Here is a 17,835-nt window from a genome sequence, read left to right as displayed (position 1 = left end):
GCCTATCTCACTTCCTCAAATTCTCTTAACATATTTTGTATTACCCCCAGCTGAACTTTTAGATCCGGGTTCAGCTTAAAAACCTGCCGTAATTTAACTGAAGCTGCTTCTTTTTTACCCTCTTGTTCAAGGGCCACGCCCCACCAAAGCAGGGCTTCATTTTTTAGGCTTTTCTCCGCTGCCGCGATTTCGAAATTTTCGGCAGCCCGCTGGTAATTACCAAGAAAGGCGTAGGCCTGACCCAAGTATAAAGCCAATTCCGGCGTAACCTTTAACTGCGGTTGAGTTACCCATAGCTTTAGATACTTGTCTTCCACCTGATTCATTGTGTCCCTGAGCAATGTTTCTACACCCACCAACTGCTTAGCGTATTCTAAGGCTTTTGGATACTGGTCCCGCTCCATAGAGTAGCGGGCTACAATGAAATAAGTCCTTGCTAGTTTAGTATAAGAGTCAGTGACATAAGGGCCTAAGCTAATCCCCTTTTTAACTTCAGCAATAGCCTCGTCCACCTGCCCCGTAGGCGATAATATCTCCGCCTTCACATAAAGAATGTCTCTATTATACGGATCTAACTTAACCGCACTGTTCACCAGTTTCAAAGCAGATTGAAAGTATTCCTCTGCTTTTTTTCTATCAGACCGAACGACAAGACGGCCCTGCTGATAGGCCAATTGGGCCAGGTCCCCCTTATATGATGCTGTTAAAGGGTCAAATGCTGCCGCCTTTTCAAACAACCGCTCCGCGGCCTGGATATTTCCCTTGCTCATAGCGCTTACCGCTTCACCCGCGTAATGACGGCCCACCGCAAGACTTCCGGGAATCAGTATAAGCAGCGCAGCCAACAGCCCTATGACGCTCCATTGGACCACCTCGGGTACTTTAACCTTTTCATTTGAAGGTTTCGACGGTTTTAACCGGTTATACCTTGTAGATAACCCGGCAAGAAACCAAAGTAGTATGGAAATGGCACCCAAGGATAAGTTAAAATCAATGATACTATGTGCAGCAATAGTAATAATTGCAATGGTTAAGATGGCATTTAGGGATCGTTCGTCTCCCTTAGTCTTGAAAGTATTCTTAAACCCTATAATGATTACGGAAAATAACCAGCCAAGAAGCATAGTCAAACCCACAAAACCGGTTTCCACTAATACTTTAAAATAGTAACTGTGTATTTCTTTAGAAACATAATAATAGCTTTGATATGCCTGATAAGCGGTGCGCCAGCCGCGCCCGCCTATCCCTATGATCGGATGTTCTTTGACAATTTTTAAAGCATCCTTATAAAAAGCAAAACGTTCCTGTACTTGGTGCACATTTAGATTTATGGTTTGCACCCTTTGGGCCAATTGCTTTGGTAGTACTTTTTGAGCAGTAACGGTAATTACCTCGGGCCGGGCCATAAAGAAAAATACTACTATGAGCACGGCAACACTGCAGATAACTACGGCTGTTCGCGGTACTGTCAGCATGCGCCCAGCAAAAAGCTTAGCAGCAGCAAATTCGAGTCCTATTACCAACACTATCCCGGCTAATACCCATAACCACCCCGCAGCTGCTGAACTGCTTATAGCTCGAAATGTTGGAGCAGCCACCGCGAAAGCTGCAATGAATTGGATAAAAGCTGACTGAACAAAAACACGCCGGTGCTCACCGGCAATACCCGCAAAAGCCAGCAGCAAAACCAAAGGATAAATCAGCCATGCGCCTCGGGACTGACTTCCCAATAGCGCGAGAAAAACTAGCAGATTAGCGCTGCCATACAAGTATCTTTTGAGCATGCTCTCTTCTCGTATTAAAAAATATAGGCCAATCAAATTTATCACTACTAGAAAAATCCCAAAACTATTTTTATATTGCAGCGTGGAAGTAATGATGCCGTCTATCACTGCTGCGGTCAGATTAAAAGTACCAAAGGCAGCGCCCAGACCCAGCAAAGAAACTATCGTACCGCTGCAAAAAATTGCTTGGAGATACTTATTGACCTTTATCCCGTCATTTATCCCGTAAGCAGCCACCCAATATACCAAGAAATAAGTGAGCATCTTCATGCTTTCCATAACTGCCAAACGATGATTGACAGCAAATAAGAAAGATATAAAATAAGCTAATAACAGCCCCGCACTGAAGAAATCAGGCGCTGCCCGAAAAAAAGTAAATGCCTTCCGGTCAACTGCTTGCTTGGCAAACCACACGAAAGTGGCTGCCGTAAGCAGATGAAAGAATAAAAATTCCGCCTCAAAATAAAGGCCCCTAAAAAAGGGCGAAAAGATGACAATACTCATTAGCAGCAAATCCATAAATGTTAAATTCTTTCTATAAGAAGATTGATACTTCTTCCCCATGAGGTTACCCCCTGTTATACCATCATTTGCTTCCTGCTTGGGAAATAACTATGCTAAATCTGACTTTACATTCATTTTGTTCGGCCATACTAAATCACCGGCAGCCACTGTTTCCTCAGATAAGGTGCAGCCACTTCCCAGCACTGCACCATGCTTTACAGTGACATTGTCACCGATGATGACTTTATATCCTACAACACACCCGAATAGCTGAGACTGATTACCGACCTTGGTATGGGGCCAAATTATGCTTTTATCCACCACTGTTCCGGATTTTATATGGCAGTGCTCCCCAATAACAGCAGGACCGGATATAATGGCACCGCGCTCGATATATGCACCTCGGCCCAGAAAAACCGGTCCCAATATGTCGCCGGGTTCTTCTATTACTGCTTCCGGGTGCCACAAACTAATGTCCTTTTTAATACCCTGCACCTTGCCCGCTGCCATATCAAAATTCCCCTGGATATAGTTTAAAATAGTGCCTATATCCGACCAGTAGTGACCGATATCTACGCCGTAAAAAGGAAGTTCTCTTTCCACCAGTTTAGGGAAAAGATCCTTACCAAAATCAAAAAATGTGGCTGGAGGAATATATTTAAAAATTTCCGGCTCGAAAATATAAATACCAGTGTTCGCCAAATTGCTAATCGCTTGTTCTGGTGCCGGCTTCTCTTGAAATTGACTAATCTTTCCTTGAGAATCTAATGCAACCACACCAAACTGACTGACATCATCCACTTCTTTTAGCACGATTGTCGCCAAGGCCTGCTTCCGCTTGTGATAGGCGTATGCAGCAGTAATATCTATATTAGTCAAAGCGTCACCGCTAATTACTATAAATGTTTCATCCAGAAACCACTCATTATTCTTTACTCCACCCGCAGTCCCCAGCAATTCCTCTTCCAAAGAGTAATGCATCTTAACTCCGAAATCAGACCCATCAAAAAAATACTCCTTAATTTTATCCGGTAAATAGTGCAAGTTAGCTATAATGTCAGTTACTCCATGTTGCTTCAGCAAACGCACTATGTATTCCATTACCGGTTTATCCAATATTGGCACCATGGGCTTTGGCACCGCATGTGTTAAGGGCTCAAGCCTTGATCCCACCCCGGCTGCCATAATCATTGCTTTAATTACACTCACCCCCATAAAAGCCAACTGGCTATCTACAAACACTAAGATGCGCCAGATATAAACATTACTTTTTACTAATTCTTGAACATTTTTCATTTCGACATTTTCCTATAAAATCCCTTTAAAAACCGCCCCTCAATTTTGGCATCATTTTACAATGAAAGCAAAACCCTAGACCCGTCGGGAAAATTACAAGACTGTCAAAATAGAAAAACACCCGCAAAGGTGTTTTACTTCTCTTCAATCACCGCACTGCCGCTGCTGACCATTTCTTCGAGCGCGGCAATATTATCATTTAGTTCATTAATACGCTGCTGCGCTGCCTGCACCTGCTGCTGCAAATCAATAATCTTATTATCCACCGCATAACGCACATAGGCTTTGGAAACCAAAGGGTCCGCCTGAGACCCTGGTGAGGGAGAGCCGGCCTGTACTGCTGTCCCCATTAAAAAACCGGTAGGCAGCATCACGACTACCAATAACCATTTAAACTTCTTCACCCTGGGAAACCTCCAATCAAGATAAAAGTCAGGTTAACCGAAAGTAACTCCGGTTGCCTGACATAGAAATTAAAATTTTTCAGTTTGCCGGAAACTATGGTCTGGCAGACTGCGCTTACCGGCAACCACGACCTTATTTGCACCGATCACCGCCAGCACGCTGATAGCAAGTAATATCCAAAGGCTTTGCTCGGTGGTAACCAGGGATAGTAGCACTCCGCTGCCGCCTAAGGTAAGATTAACCCCGTAAATAGCCAGCACCGTTTGTTTATGGCTAAAGCCCATATCCAACAGCCGGTGGTGCAAGTGACCCTTGTCTGCCTGAAAAATCGGCTTCCCTTGAAGATAGCGCCGCACGATTGCAAAAAAAGTATCAAAAATAGGAATGCCTAACACCACAATCGGGATAAACAGGGAAATCACTGTAGCACCCTTGGTCAATCCCATCACTGCCATGGAAGCCAGTGTAAATCCTAGAAACATAGAACCGCTGTCACCCATAAAAATCTGCGCCGGGTGAAAGTTATATTTCAAAAAGCCCATAATGCTCACTGCCAACACTAACGCCATCACCGCAACCGCAGTTTGACCCTGTACCGCCGCTACCAAAGAGATGGTCACTGCCGCAATGGCAGAAGTACCAGCGGCAAGGCCGTCCAGCCCATCAATTAAATTTAAGGCATTAGTCACACCAACTATCCAAAAGACAGTTACCGGTACTGCCAGTTTGCCCAGCAGAATCATTCCGTCAAAAGGATTAGTAATAAAGTCTACCCGTATCCCACCCATGGTAACGATTATAGCCGCAGCAATCTGGCCAAACAATTTCACCTTAGGTGATATCCCCTTGATATCATCCACCACACCAAAAAGCAGCACCACGGCGCCGCCCACCAAAAGGGCTTTAATCTCCCCTGTCAGCGGGATAAATAAAAGCACAGCGCTAACAAAGCCGATAAAAATAGCCAAACCGCCAATGCGGGGCATCGCCTGCTGGTGAACCTTGCGGTCATCCGGGCTGTCCATGGCACCTACCCGGCCCGCCACTTTAATAAGATGCGGTGTAAGGACATATACAATTATAAATGCAACAGCCAATGCTGCTAATATCAGATACATATGATTTTCCTCTCCCTAAGAATGCACCAAGCCTATTGTACCGCCAATCAGGTATGTTTACAAGACCCTTTATGCCGCTCAATTAATAAAATCCATGACAAGAAGCCTTCAAATATAACTACTACTCCCGTACTTGAAATCACTTCATCTTTTATTAAGTTTGTTTGTCAATTTGGCGCTAACTAACTTTGAACAGCAAACTTAATTTCTGCTTCAGCAGCCAATTCGCCCCCCACAAAAGCCTTACCTTTCCCTTTACCGAAGCCGCCGCGTAAAGCGGTAAACTCAACCTCCAACCGCAGTTGATCACCGGGTACCACCTGACGACGGAATTTTGCATTATCTATCCCTGTGAAGAACGCAATCTTACCGTGGAATTCCTCTTTGCTTAAAAGACCCACAGCACCGGTCTGGGCCATGGCCTCAATAATCAAAACCCCCGGCATCACCGAGTATTCGGGGAAATGCCCCTGGAAAAACGGTTCGTTCGCAGTGACATTCTTTACAGCCACTACCCGTTTTCCTTCCTCCATTTCCAACACCCGGTCAATTAATAAGAAGGGGTACCGGTGAGGCAATATTTTCTTAATTTGTTCTATATCCAAAATCATTTACATACCTCCATACAGTGCTTTATAGCTCGCACTAAATTTAATTATTTCAACAAACCCCGCCAATGTCCTGCTTAAATAACCATAATTACATTCATTACCAAAGGTGTCACTTATTGGTGTCAGGCACCAGTTGTCAAAAGTGTCACTTATTGGTGTCACTTATTGGTGTCAGGCACCGAGTGTCGGCAACAAGTGTCACTTATTTCTATCGTTGCCGCTTTGGTTTTAGGCGTCGGATGACCGTTTGGTATGCTTCCGCCGCTTCTTCCACCCGGGTCAGCACCATCCCCAGGGCAAACAGCACGGTACCTGCAGCTACCGCCAGTAAAGTGCTTAACAAATAATAGAGTGTCGCAGAGGGTAAAATAGCTTGGCCCCAGACGAAAGTGCCCAGTGCAGCAGCACCCATAATCAGAGAAACGGCCACTATTTTCGCTGTCGGGCGGGCTAACTGCGCGGCTGCAAATACTTTTTCTTTGCGCTGCAAAAAGTAAAGCATTAATAGCGCATTAGTAAAAGCAGCCAGCGTATCGGCTAATGCCAATCCTGCCGCCTGAAGCGGTGCTAACAGCAGTAAGCTGAATATCACATTTATCAGCACAGAAAACATTCCCGTATATAGCGGAGTGCGCACATCGTCCAGAGCATAGTACACCCTGGTAGCTACTAAATTAATACCTAAAGCCGGTAAGCCGAAAGCAAAGTAAAACAAAGAGTCAGCAGTCATTAATGTATCCCCGGCACTAAAAGCACCGCGCTGAAATAATATTTTGACCAGCGGCACATTCAGTACAGCCAATCCCACCGCTGCCGGTATCGATACCAGCAGTACCATGCGGAGACCCCGCTGCAGCGTTTGGGCCATTTGCTGACGCTGCCCCTCTCCTGCATACTGAGCCAAAGCGGGAAATATGGCTGTGGCTACTGCTGCTATAAAAATTCCTAAAGGAAGGGTCATTAGACGATAGGCAAAGTTAAGCGCAGAGATGCTCCCCGCCTCCAAATTAGAAGCAAAGACACGGTTCAGCGCCAGGTAAATCTGATTGACAGACATACCCAATACCACTGCCCAAACACTGGTAATAAAGCGGTGCACCGCCGGATGACCTAGGTTAAAGCCTGGCCGGTAGTTAAAGCCCTGCCTTTTCAACACCGGCAGTTGTATCAAAAGAAATACCATAAAACCGGCCACCGTTCCCCAAGCCACCGCATAAATATTATAGGATGCACCGAAGAGTATCACCGCCGCAATAATGACCAAGTTAGCGGCCCCGGGCGCAAAGGCAGGCAGACCGAATATCTTAAACGCATTGAGAATTCCAGTAACAAGCATCCCCAAACCCATGAAGACAATAGATGGAAACATCACTCGAGTCAAATCAGTGGTAAGGGTAAACAGCTCCCCCTCAAAGCCTGGTGCAGTAAGGCGCACCAACCATGGTGCAGCTAAATATCCTGCTATTGTAAAGATGAGCAGAATGATTGCCGTGAGGTTGACTATACCACCCGCCACCTGCCACCCTTCTTCTCTCTTTTCCGGGGAGATATAGGGCATAAAGATGGGTACCATTACCGAAACAAAAGCCACACCGAAAATTGCCTGCAGAAAAAAAGGGATGGTATAAGCCACCCAATAGGCATCAGTAGCAGCGGATGCGCCGTATTGGCCGGCAATCACCGCATCCCGGCCAAAGCCAAGCACTCTGCTGATTAAGTTCATTATCAGCACCACGCCCGCAGCCCGGGCAATGGTGTTACTTTTTTTCATGTCACTCACCTAATTAAAGAGGATGGCGCTATCCATCTCTCCCTTGATATAGACGACCGGGCACTGGAAAATGTTCCCGCCGATAGCTTCTGCCGCAGAGGATCGCTAAAATTAGCCGGCACAGCTACTTAACCAGTTCCGCCAGCTGCCGGTAATTTTCTTGAACCATTAATGCCAATTCCTGCTGCCGTTTCGCCAACAACCGGCGGTACCGGGGCGCCGCTTCAATCACCTGTCTGCATGACGCCATCAATATATCACCGGATAGTGTCCCCGCAGCCCCTGCATTGGGCTGTTCCACACGCTGCAGAAAGGCGTCGACCTTTGGGTCATAAGAAATTCCCACCATGGGCGTATTTCCTGCGGCCGCGAAAATCAAGCTGTGAAGACGCATCCCCAATACCATAACAGCCCCAGAGAAAATACTGCGGATAACATTCATAGACAAAGGTTCCTCCAACAGCCGCACTTCACCAGTCAGCTGCCTGGCAATTTCACGGCAAAGCTGCGTATCCTCGGGTTTATGAAAGGGAAAGAGGCAGATATCCCATCCTTCATCTTGAAGATCTCTTAACGCCTGCACCAGCGGTGCTACGTGATTATCTTCCTTCCACCGCCTTGGCGAAACCAAGATATAACGCCCCTGGGTTAAACCATATTTTTCCGATAACCCTTGGGCAGCGGTACTGCCAGTCAGGCCTAGCACCGGGTCTGCGGTCACCGTCACCTCATTTTTTACACCGATAGAGCACAGCAGTGCATATGAATCCTCATCTCGCACTGTGATGGCATCAACCCGGTTCAAAATTCGGGCCGTATTACGCTGGCTGCTATCTCTTAGCAGCGGCCCCATTCCCTGAGCGAAAACCATCACCCGTTTACCCAGCCGCTTGGCCAAAGTGATAATGCCCAGATAATAGTAAAGGCTTTTTACGCCGGTAACATCCTGCAGCAGGCTGCCGCCGCCGCTGACCAACACATCACTTTGGCGGATAGCACTTAGTACCTGCACGGGATTCCAGCGGTTCACTGCCTGAACACGCAAATTAACGGCAGTTTCTTCGGGTGCATTGGAAAGTACAATAATATCCGTTCCTTCAATTTCCCGGCGGATACCCTGAACCATACCGCACAGTACCGCCTCATCCCCCAAATTATTGAAACCGAAATACCCGGATAAAACCACCTTACCCACGTAAATACCTCGCTTCCAGCCACAACCAAAGCCGATAGAGCAGCACCAACGCTATACCGCCCAAGATACCCAGCCACAGACCGTTAAAAGTTCGAAAGAGGGAAATTGCCAGCGGCGTCCAGCTGTGGGCAAAAGTATTTACCAAAGACACCTGGCCAATGGAGGCCAGTACAACCACCGGCAGTAAATAGTCTTTATATCCCAAGTAGAAAGTTAAGAACAATAACGGGTGCCCGATTAAGAACTCCTTAGTCCTGGGCCGCACCACCAATATCTGCTCCAAGAGACTGCGAACGCGCAGTTCGAGGTCAGAGACAAATACTCCCTCATTGCCGGAGCGCATAATATAGACCAGTCCGACCAGCCCAAGAACACCCACCAACAATAGATATTTAACCGAAATATAGCTCTCCAGCACTGCTTTAATTCTGGGCACCCAGTCCTCCCGTCGGTAACGCAAAAAAGCCAAATAAATAAATATCAACACCGGCGGCCCTGCAAAAGCAGCCTTTACACCCATAAATTGATCTAATTTAAGCATAAAACTCTTATCTGCCAGCAGCCCCACCATTAATACTGCGCCAATCAAGCTCAAGGCTGCGGTACCAATCAAGGCAAATATACTTTCCATGATGTTTCGCGGTTTTTCCCGAATAAAGATTATCATCGCTAACGTGGGGAAAACCACCGTGCCGCCTAAAGCAAATAATTTTCTGCCCAAAGAGACATGGCCCGATGCCAGCAGCAGCGCATAAAGCAGCACCAATAAAATACCCGCAGCTATTCCCCAGCGGCGGTAACCCATCACATCCAGCAGCAGCATCCCCCCGGCTATTCCCCCTAAACCGATGATAAAAAGGATAACCCGAGAGTTAATGATCGGTGGAAATGTGCTGGGCTGTCCGAGGACAAACCCTTCCTGCTGTAAAACATCCACCACTTGGGTCAGGTACTGTTTATTGGCTCCCAGCCAATCCGGTGAATTGGGATTAAAGAAAAACCGGGCAAATAAAATCCTATTGTTTCGGTCAGTAGCTGCCAGCAAGAACCTATCCACCGCTTCTCGCGGCGTTGTCTTGGCCATCTCGCCCGCGGAAATGGCGTGCAGCCGCACCACATTTTTGTCCATCAGCATAGCCAGCTTGTTAAAACCCTGCTGTGGAAAAAATTCTATTCCGGCCAAAGGTGCGCCGATCTTATCAATTTCTTTCGCCATGACTTCGGTGTGCGGCGGTAATTGCCCATCATTGAAAAGAACTGCGGCAATATTGTTATACCCCTGGAATTGGCTAAAAACCTGAGATATATCAGTGGCATCCGCCCCCGGCCAAGTACGAATCTGAGGTAGAATGCTCAAACCCATATCGCTGACAAGCTTCAAACCTTCGGAAGGAAAGCCAATACCCACATCTTTAATCATACCGGGCAGCAGCGGTACGCCAACCAGATAGAGCCCCGCTGCAGGTTCGCTTAATTTTTGTACGCCCTTAAGCTTTATTTCCAAATTAGCTGCCAACCGGTCAAATTCTTCCCCGCTTCTAGTCAGAAAATAAGTGTAGTTTGGCTTAATCTCAGCCCAGTCCCCAGCAAACACCGGGTTGGTAAGCAGTTCGTTGCCTGTGGCGGTCCAAATAGACCTATACACCGAGGGAGAATCAACCATATTCTGCTCTTTAAAAAGAACCCCGGTAACACCTATTTGAGCAAATTCCTGCAGTACGTCCCGCACCGGCAGGTTTTCCCTGGACGCCAATTGTACTACTTGGTCATAGTCAATTACCACAGCCAATTCCTTGTTGGCTGCCTCGCGCAGGTGCCGCTGCCAGCCCATCCAGCCTGCCAGTACCACCGCCGTACAGATAACACCATATAATAAGTAACGATACCATTTTTTCATCTTTATACCCCCGGCAATTATTTAAGACAAACTTATTTTATCAGTGTTGCTCTTGTCTCACAAGTAGTTTAACCAGTATGCAGGATACCATTTCATCCAGCTGCTAAGCCGCTCAGATTAATCCGCCAGCCGCCCAGCACACGGCAAATTAACCCCGCTAAATGTAACCCAGCGCCCGGCAAATTATTCGAGAAGGGACACCTTTCCAGGTGCCCCGAATTTCACTAACCGCTATATATTTACCGAAACCAACGGGCCCTCGGCCTTAAGCCGCAATCGGCCATCTCTGACATTGTACAGCAGCCCGTTCACTTCCACCACTCCGTCATAAGGCTGCTTGGTGTCAAAGTCCCGTAAGGTTAATCCCATAAAGCCGGTTTCCCGCCCGGAAGCCATTCCCGGGATTACGCCCACCACCAATGCGGGCTTCTCCGATGTAGCAGCCGACCCTTCGCCACCCTCCAGCGAAACCGTCAAGTCATAGCTGGATGTTTCCTGCCCGTAAAGACTCAAAGTTGCCGAGCTGTAGACAGCTACTTCCCAGACACCGGGAAGCAGTGCATCTATTTCCGCGGTGATAAAGCCCTGTGCTTGATAGCCCTGCGGCGCATTACCGGCGTAATCGGTCATCACTCTCTCTTCACCGTTCGGCTGTACCAAATGAATCCGCGCCCGGCCCATATATTTACCATCCGCACGGGGTACCGCTAAGCGAGCGTTAATCTTTTCCGTTCCTGGCGGTACCTGAACAAAATACCGTTTCACCTGGCCCGCCCCCAGAGTCCCGCTCATTTTCAGTTTACCATCATCATCTGCCGGCCGGTAGGGCCTGATTACGGTACCAAGAAGCTCCAAGTCCCTGCCATAAGTTTCGGGGTCATCGCCAATCAGCAAGCCGGTGTAAAGGCCTGGCTCATCAGGGATATCATAACGCACCGGCAGTTCCCGATGCTGTCCCGCAGTTAACGTAGTTTCATCAAACAGAGGTTTCATCCAATCCACCGTGGCCTTCCATGTAAGGCTGCGGCTTTCTGCCCCATAATTAAGCACCTGATAAGGCAGTTGGCCAGGGACAAAATCCCGGGCATATAGACCGCTGCCCATACCGTAAAATTCATTATAAGTTACAGCACCTAATTGGCCCGGGTCATCGGCCTGACGAAGATATTCCCACGCACCACCAATATTCAGCAAGCCATTGCCGACCTCGGCCATATTCAAGTGAGAAATATTCTTTGCACCTGCGCCAAAAGCACGCCGCATTTTTGCCGCATTTACCTTGATGCCATTATCAGCGGCAGTTTCTCTAAGCAGCGCCGCTACCCCTGCTGCATGAGGTGCAGCCATACTGGTGCCTTCCATGAGGAAGTAGTCCACTCCGGCCCAGCCCGGCGCAGTTGATATCGCACTGCCCGGGGCCACTACCGTGGGCATGAGCATTCCGTCCTTTCGCGGCCCCATTGAGCTGAAGTACCATAACCCGCCTTCATCTACCTGCCACTGGAAGTCTTGGGACCACATGGTGGGAGAAATATACGCTCCCACACTTACTACATCTGCGGAATTACCCGGAGCCGCCATAGTACCGATACCCGGTCCCTTATTGCCGCTAGCCACGGTAAACATCACATCGTACCGCTTGACCAGTTCCGTGATAGTACGGGCAAGATGAGAATCGCCGCTGGTCATATCCTGATAATATCCCATGCTGAGGTTAATGATATCTGCACCGGCAACCGCAGCGTAAGTAACCGCCTCCTCCAGTTTGCCCCAATCAACCTCTCCGGATGAATTAACCGCCTTTATCACCAACAGCCGAGCACCTGGTGCTATCCCACTGATTTGGCCATTAGCCGCCACGATGCCGGCAACATGTGTCCCGTGGCCGTACGCATCAAAGCCAAGCTTTACCATTTCACCGCTGTTGTTAAGTTCGCTTACTACAAAGGGAAACCGATGTCCTTCACTCTCGGAAAGAAAATTGTTAAACTGATGACTTTCCCGGTAGGCCACCATTGCCTTTTCCTCAGCAACCTTACCATCGCCGTTCGTATCCACATAAACCACATTATAGACACCGGCCGTATTGCTGTCTGATGCCAGCACCAAATAGCGGTCATCAAGCTCACCGTTGAAATTTACATCAAAGCCCAGTTTTTCTTCTAAAAAGAAGCCATAACGATAACTGCCGCTAACAGACGTTATCCCACTTGTCTCGTATTCTTCTCCTTCAACCTTGATCTTGGCTTCGGCAGGGGCGGTACCGGTGAGTTCGACCCGCCCTTCATTGGTGTAGTCAACCCAGTCAGCTATTTTATAACTGCCGTCAGGTAAAAACTGCAGATCACCGTGGGATGCATCCACCCCGGTATCCACAATCGCCACCAACTGCCCGCTGCCGCTGACCTGATGCTGGTAGACAAAATCCGTTACACCCATTAAATCTCCGGTTACCTTTAGACTGCGCGACTCATCTTTTACTTTTCCCTCTGTCTCGGCTGTCATTTCTCCCTCGGAACTGCCCTTTCGGACATGGCTCATTAGTGTCCTCGCCCACGACTGCCTCTTGCCCAGCTCCACCTCGGGGATGCTAAATCCCTCAGCGATTTCCCCATAAGTCACATCACCATAGACATTGAGATTGACACTAACATTTTTACCAGTCATTGCCGCAGTTTTGCTATAATCCATCACGCCGGTTTCACTTGAAAACACAGTACCCCGATAGACACTAAAGGCCACAGTCCCCGAACTGTTTTTTATGTACATCAGCTGCCCGTCGGTTCTTAGCAGTTCGCCTGCATAGTCAAAAGCACCGCCGGTATATTTTAGAAGTCGGTAAAGCATCGTCGCCGCTTCCGCCCTGGTTGCTCGGTAATCGGGTTTGAAGCTGCCGTCAGGGTAGCCGTTCATCAAGCCGCTGCCCACCGCCATGGCCACATACTCACCGGCCCAAGGGGCGATACTGTCCCGGTCAGTAAAATTGAGCGGTACCTGGTCTATGTCAGTCTTCCCTGCATAGCGAAGCGCTCGCACCAATAAGGCCGCCATTTCCTGACGTCTGATGACACTGGACGGCGCAAATTTGTCGCTGCTGTACCCCTTCGCCAAACCACTTTCCCGCCCTATGATAATATCCGACTTAGCCCAATGATTGTATTCCACATCACTAAACTCACTGTAGGCCTGCGCCACAGCAGGACGCTGATAGGAAAGACCCAGTGCCGTCACCAACATGCGGATAAACTCCGCCCGGGTAACCGGCCTCTCCGGCTGAAATGAACCGTCAGGATAGCCGCTGATAACCCCACGGCTTTGACCCAACAATACGGCCTTTTCACCCCAATGCCCCCGGATATCAGAAAAAGTATCCACAGCAGCGGCAGGTTCTAGAAAAGATAATAAACTAAAAACAATAACTATAATAGCAAAAAACTTACGCAACGACATTACCCCGTTTCCCTTTAATCTACGCATCGTACAATAATTCGACAGCACTGCTTTATATCCCTTGTCACATTGAGAAAAGAGGCCCTGGAAATAAGAAGTGAAGACTTGGCTTGTGGCAAGTCTTTAGACGCAGGCGAAAGCCTTAGCTGAATGTATACCTCCCAGAAATCATATTTTCTTACCTGGTACAAAAAAAAGAGGGCGCCTGTTAAGGCACCCGTTAAATGGGATAGGTGGATTGCTTCTATCAATGTATTACTTGGCTTACCTATGAGCAACCACTCACAAATATAGTTCTGCCAATTTTATCTTTTTCGGTTTAGTTTACGTCGGCCTCTAATCTTGTTACCTCGCCGTTTTTAACCTCCAGCTCAACCTTGGTACCCGCAATCAATTCATCCAGTTCAAGGTCATCAATGATTTCAATTTCTACATCGTCAGCTAAAGGCAAAGTCCTTTGTTCGCCGCCAATAAGTACCACGATTTCATCATCGTCATCGTCATAGCTTAAGAAGTAGCCTTCCATGTCTTCTTCCTCATACTCCACACTGATTGTTACTGCGGTATCCCTTACTACCTCAACTTCAGCCCAGTCGCCTTCGGCCAAATCGTGCCAATCTACCTCTTCACCGTCAAGTTCTATCTCAGTATCTTCATCAATATCAAAGCTTACTTTCTCATCGTCTATTAAAAGCACGATTTCGTCATCATCTATCTCGTCTATTTCTCCTTCGTATTCCCGCTCCACGGCTTCAACCTCTATGGAAACCACCATGTGGTCTACCAACTTGAGCGTGACAAAGTCATCTTCATCAACATCGTGCAGGTCTCGGTCTTCACCGTCAATTTCGATGTCTGCATCTTCATCTACCATGTATTTGGTGATATCATCGTCATCATCTTCAATTTTAATCCACGGCTCGTCGCCGTCATAGACGTCTGTGACCACACCTTCGACAGTTTCTTCCTCTTGAACTTCCCTGGCACCGATAAAGGTGATTTCTCCGTCTTCATTGAAGAGCAGAAGTACTTCATCGCCCATTTCCAAATCATCTAAGTCAACGCCGCGGTTGTTCCGGAAAACAGCCACGTCTTCATTAATATCGTAAACGCCGCTTTTTCCTTCCAGGGTCAATTCCATAACATCTTCATCTAGGTCTTCAAGAATACCTTTGACTTCATCTTCGTCAGCGGGATTCTCAATGTTTTCATCCAGTCTGCCTAGTAGCAGGGCCATTTCCGCCCGAGTTACCGCTTTGTGGGGCTTGAAGGTGCCGTCCGGATTGCCGTTGAATATTCCCACTGCTACTACTTGGGCCATGATGCTCATATCGTCATCATCAACCTTATCCATGTCTATAAAATCAAGGCCTACATCCGCGGTCTTAATATCTTCACTATCCAACGCTCGGGCAATGTAACGCGCCACATCAATCCGCTTGGCAGCTTTTCTCGGGATAAATTTAAACATTTCTTCATCAGTAGTCAGTCCCTTATCAAGCGCCACAGCTAATGCTTCCAGTGCCCAAGTAGAGCTGATCTGCTTCCAGTGTTTCATATCCACCATTTCATCTTCGATGTCTACCTCAGCATCAGGGTATACTGCCCGAACTATCATGGCCAGTGCCTGCTCATTGGTAACCGATGCCTTTGGTCTGAATGTAAAGTCTTCATAACCTTTAATAAATCCTTTGACGCTCATTTCCGCTACCTCTTCCGCAGCCCAATGGTCACCCATGTCTTTAAATTTCGCCTTCCACATTCTGTGCAGCTGTTTTTTCTCCATGACCCGCTGAGGCGGACCCGCTACTGCAGTAGTCACCAGTGAAAATACCATTACCATTGCGAGCAAAAATGTAAAATACTTTTTCATTAAGCCCTCTCCTTTACTTAAGTGATTTCGTTAATATAAATCGAAACCCCCAGACAAAATCTGGGGGTGGTTGTAACATTTTTATTTAGTTGCAGCGATTACGACTATGGTATCGGCTTCGAGAATGCCGGACTTGAAGATACCGACGGCAAAAACTTCGTCTCCGGTATTCAAATGACGCAGCCTCGCTTCTTCACCAAATTTGATGATAACAGTATCATCATTTAAATAGATTGGTGTATTATTGTCTTTGAAAATAATTACTTCCGCATCATCATTAATGTTTTCAATCTCACCCATGACATAATCCGCCACCACTTTCGCGGTTACATCCATATAGGTAACCACCCGACCGGTGATTTCAAGCTCCACGTAGTCACCGATGCGCACGTCTTCAATCTCTATATCATCGTTATCCTTTTCTAAAGATGCATCCGGCGCAAAGGTAAATGTGCGTTCAACACCATCTACATTTACCACTACCTCCGGGTCTGCCGCTAGGATAAGTTTAGTGATAGTTCCCTCCGCCTCATCTTCCACCGAGGTGACATCTATATTTATCACGCGGTTATTGAACAGTTCCAATTCCACTTCCTGACCGGCAAAGATATCCCGCAGGCCGGAAGCATCTCCATCAATATCCACATCTTCATCCACCAGATAACTTTCTTCTTCATCCTCATCGTCAAAAGATACGATTATTCTGGTGTCGCTGCCAAACTCTACCTTAACTACAATGCCTTCTACCGTTTCTTCAAAACTCTCTGCCATTATTTGAGTAATCAGGTCACCTTCAACCTTAATTTCCACTGCTTGACCCGCTACCAGTTCATCCAACTCAGCTTCCTTATAATCTAGGCGGATTGCTGCATCGTCAGCGATTGTATAAGTTACGTCCGTGCCGTCCTCTTTATCTATGGTAAGAGAGGGAGTATCCGTATCAACACCGGTTATTTCACCGTCAAGGTTGAATTCCTGGGGTTGAATTTCTGACTCATCAATTACTTCCCCAAAGAGGGCTGTTTCACCTGTTTCATCCAGCACCAGGGACATGGCATCCAGCGCTTGGACCTGACTTAAAAGAATACTGCTACTGCCATCATAGACTAAAAAGCTATCAGCGACTTCGTATTCTTTAATCTGACTGTCTGTCTGACGAATTCTAATATTGCCGTTGGCAGTGATAACGCCGAAGAATTCACCTTTGACCACATTGCCCCGTTCCTCGTCAAGTTTTGCTTCCATCCGTTCCAATACCGCTGCCATTTGGGCGCGGGTAATACTGTCTTTGGGTTTAAAAGAACCGTCCGGATTACCGGTAAGTATCCCTTCTTCAGCAGCTACATCAATATAACCTACTGCCCGGTCAGGTACATCAGCGGCATCTGCGTATTCAAGACTAACCCCTGAGCGCCCTCTGGCCCGGTCATCCAATCCTAGTGCCCGCACTGCAAAAATAGCGATTTCATAACGCTGCGCCGCGGCTTTTGGGTCTAAATACAAATCCGCACCGGAAATCACCCTGTTTCCCACAGCAGCTGTCACGTAGCCCTTGGCCCATGTGTCCACCCGGCTGCGGTTGATCAACGTTGACGGCAGGGTGGTGGCACCATCCTCCCAGTCTAACAGGCGGCCTAAAAAGACAATAGATTCCTGAACAGTCACTTCCGTATCCGGCGAAAAGGTATCCGCCCCGGTACCTTGAACAATCCCTTTGGCCTTCATCTCGGCCACCGGTTTTTCGTACCAGACACCGGACTTCACATCACTAAATACCTTCCCCGCCGCCATAGCCGTGCCGGCCGCCGCCAGCGTAAACAACAATACAAAAACCACCAATTTAAACTTCTTCGCACTGCGCATCAATACACACTCCCCCTCAATTTTACTCCTCTTTACTTTTTTCGACTAAAGGTACGAAATTCCTCTCT

General features: G+C 47.6%; 11 protein-coding genes. All 11 read right to left on the bottom strand.

Going from position 1 to position 17,835, the window contains the following annotated elements:
- Positions 1 to 2: 2 nt before the first annotated feature.
- The 11 genes from MFMK1_RS03450 to MFMK1_RS03400 all read right to left on the bottom strand — a co-directional run bounded on the left by MFMK1_RS03450 (position 3) and on the right by MFMK1_RS03400 (position 17,767).
- Positions 3 to 2,348 (bottom strand): O-antigen ligase family protein, encoded by a 2,346-nt coding sequence (locus tag MFMK1_RS03450; protein ID WP_366923770.1) that lies wholly within the window; start codon positions 2,346 to 2,348, stop codon positions 3 to 5.
- Positions 2,349 to 2,396: 48 nt separating this feature from the next.
- Positions 2,397 to 3,584 (bottom strand): nucleotidyltransferase family protein, encoded by a 1,188-nt coding sequence (locus MFMK1_RS03445; RefSeq protein ID WP_366923769.1) that lies wholly within the window; start codon positions 3,582 to 3,584, stop codon positions 2,397 to 2,399.
- A 134-nt stretch (positions 3,585 to 3,718) separates the two neighbouring features.
- Positions 3,719 to 3,988 carry a hypothetical protein gene (locus MFMK1_RS03440; protein WP_366923768.1) on the bottom strand — a complete coding sequence of 90 codons (270 nt, stop codon included), beginning with the start codon at positions 3,986 to 3,988 and terminating at the stop codon, positions 3,719 to 3,721.
- Between the two features lie 69 nt (positions 3,989 to 4,057).
- Positions 4,058 to 5,107 (bottom strand): glycosyltransferase family 4 protein, encoded by a 1,050-nt coding sequence (locus MFMK1_RS03435; RefSeq protein ID WP_366923767.1) that lies wholly within the window; start codon positions 5,105 to 5,107, stop codon positions 4,058 to 4,060.
- 182 nt (positions 5,108 to 5,289) lie between these two features.
- The gene (gene fabZ, locus MFMK1_RS03430) at positions 5,290 to 5,715 is read right to left on the bottom strand and encodes a 3-hydroxyacyl-ACP dehydratase FabZ (protein WP_366924859.1); all 426 of its coding nucleotides are present in this window, start codon (positions 5,713 to 5,715) and stop codon (positions 5,290 to 5,292) included.
- Between the two features lie 211 nt (positions 5,716 to 5,926).
- A complete protein-coding gene (gene murJ, locus MFMK1_RS03425; RefSeq protein WP_366923766.1) occupies positions 5,927 to 7,489 on the bottom strand; it encodes a murein biosynthesis integral membrane protein MurJ in 1,563 nt (520 codons plus the stop codon).
- 124 nt (positions 7,490 to 7,613) lie between these two features.
- Positions 7,614 to 8,684 (bottom strand): polysaccharide pyruvyl transferase CsaB, encoded by a 1,071-nt coding sequence (gene csaB / locus MFMK1_RS03420; protein ID WP_366923765.1) that lies wholly within the window; start codon positions 8,682 to 8,684, stop codon positions 7,614 to 7,616.
- Positions 8,677 to 10,581, bottom strand: coding sequence for a DUF5693 family protein (locus MFMK1_RS03415; protein ID WP_366923764.1), 1,905 nt, complete (start codon positions 10,579 to 10,581; stop codon positions 8,677 to 8,679). The genes csaB and MFMK1_RS03415 overlap by 8 nt, the downstream gene beginning before the upstream one ends.
- A gap of 231 nt (positions 10,582 to 10,812) precedes the next feature.
- A complete protein-coding gene (locus MFMK1_RS03410) occupies positions 10,813 to 14,025 on the bottom strand; it encodes a S8 family serine peptidase (RefSeq protein ID WP_366923763.1) in 3,213 nt (1,070 codons plus the stop codon).
- A 325-nt stretch (positions 14,026 to 14,350) separates the two neighbouring features.
- The gene (locus MFMK1_RS03405; protein WP_366923762.1) at positions 14,351 to 15,904 is read right to left on the bottom strand and encodes an S-layer homology domain-containing protein; all 1,554 of its coding nucleotides are present in this window, start codon (positions 15,902 to 15,904) and stop codon (positions 14,351 to 14,353) included.
- Between the two features lie 81 nt (positions 15,905 to 15,985).
- The gene (locus MFMK1_RS03400) at positions 15,986 to 17,767 is read right to left on the bottom strand and encodes an S-layer homology domain-containing protein (RefSeq protein ID WP_366923761.1); all 1,782 of its coding nucleotides are present in this window, start codon (positions 17,765 to 17,767) and stop codon (positions 15,986 to 15,988) included.
- Positions 17,768 to 17,835: the final 68 nt, after the last annotated feature.

It is taken from the genome of Metallumcola ferriviriculae, assembly GCF_035573695.1.
In the GTDB taxonomy this organism is placed as follows: domain Bacteria; phylum Bacillota; class JADQBR01; order JADQBR01; family JADQBR01; genus Metallumcola; species Metallumcola ferriviriculae.
This window is presented reverse-complemented; position numbering and strand designations above follow the sequence as displayed.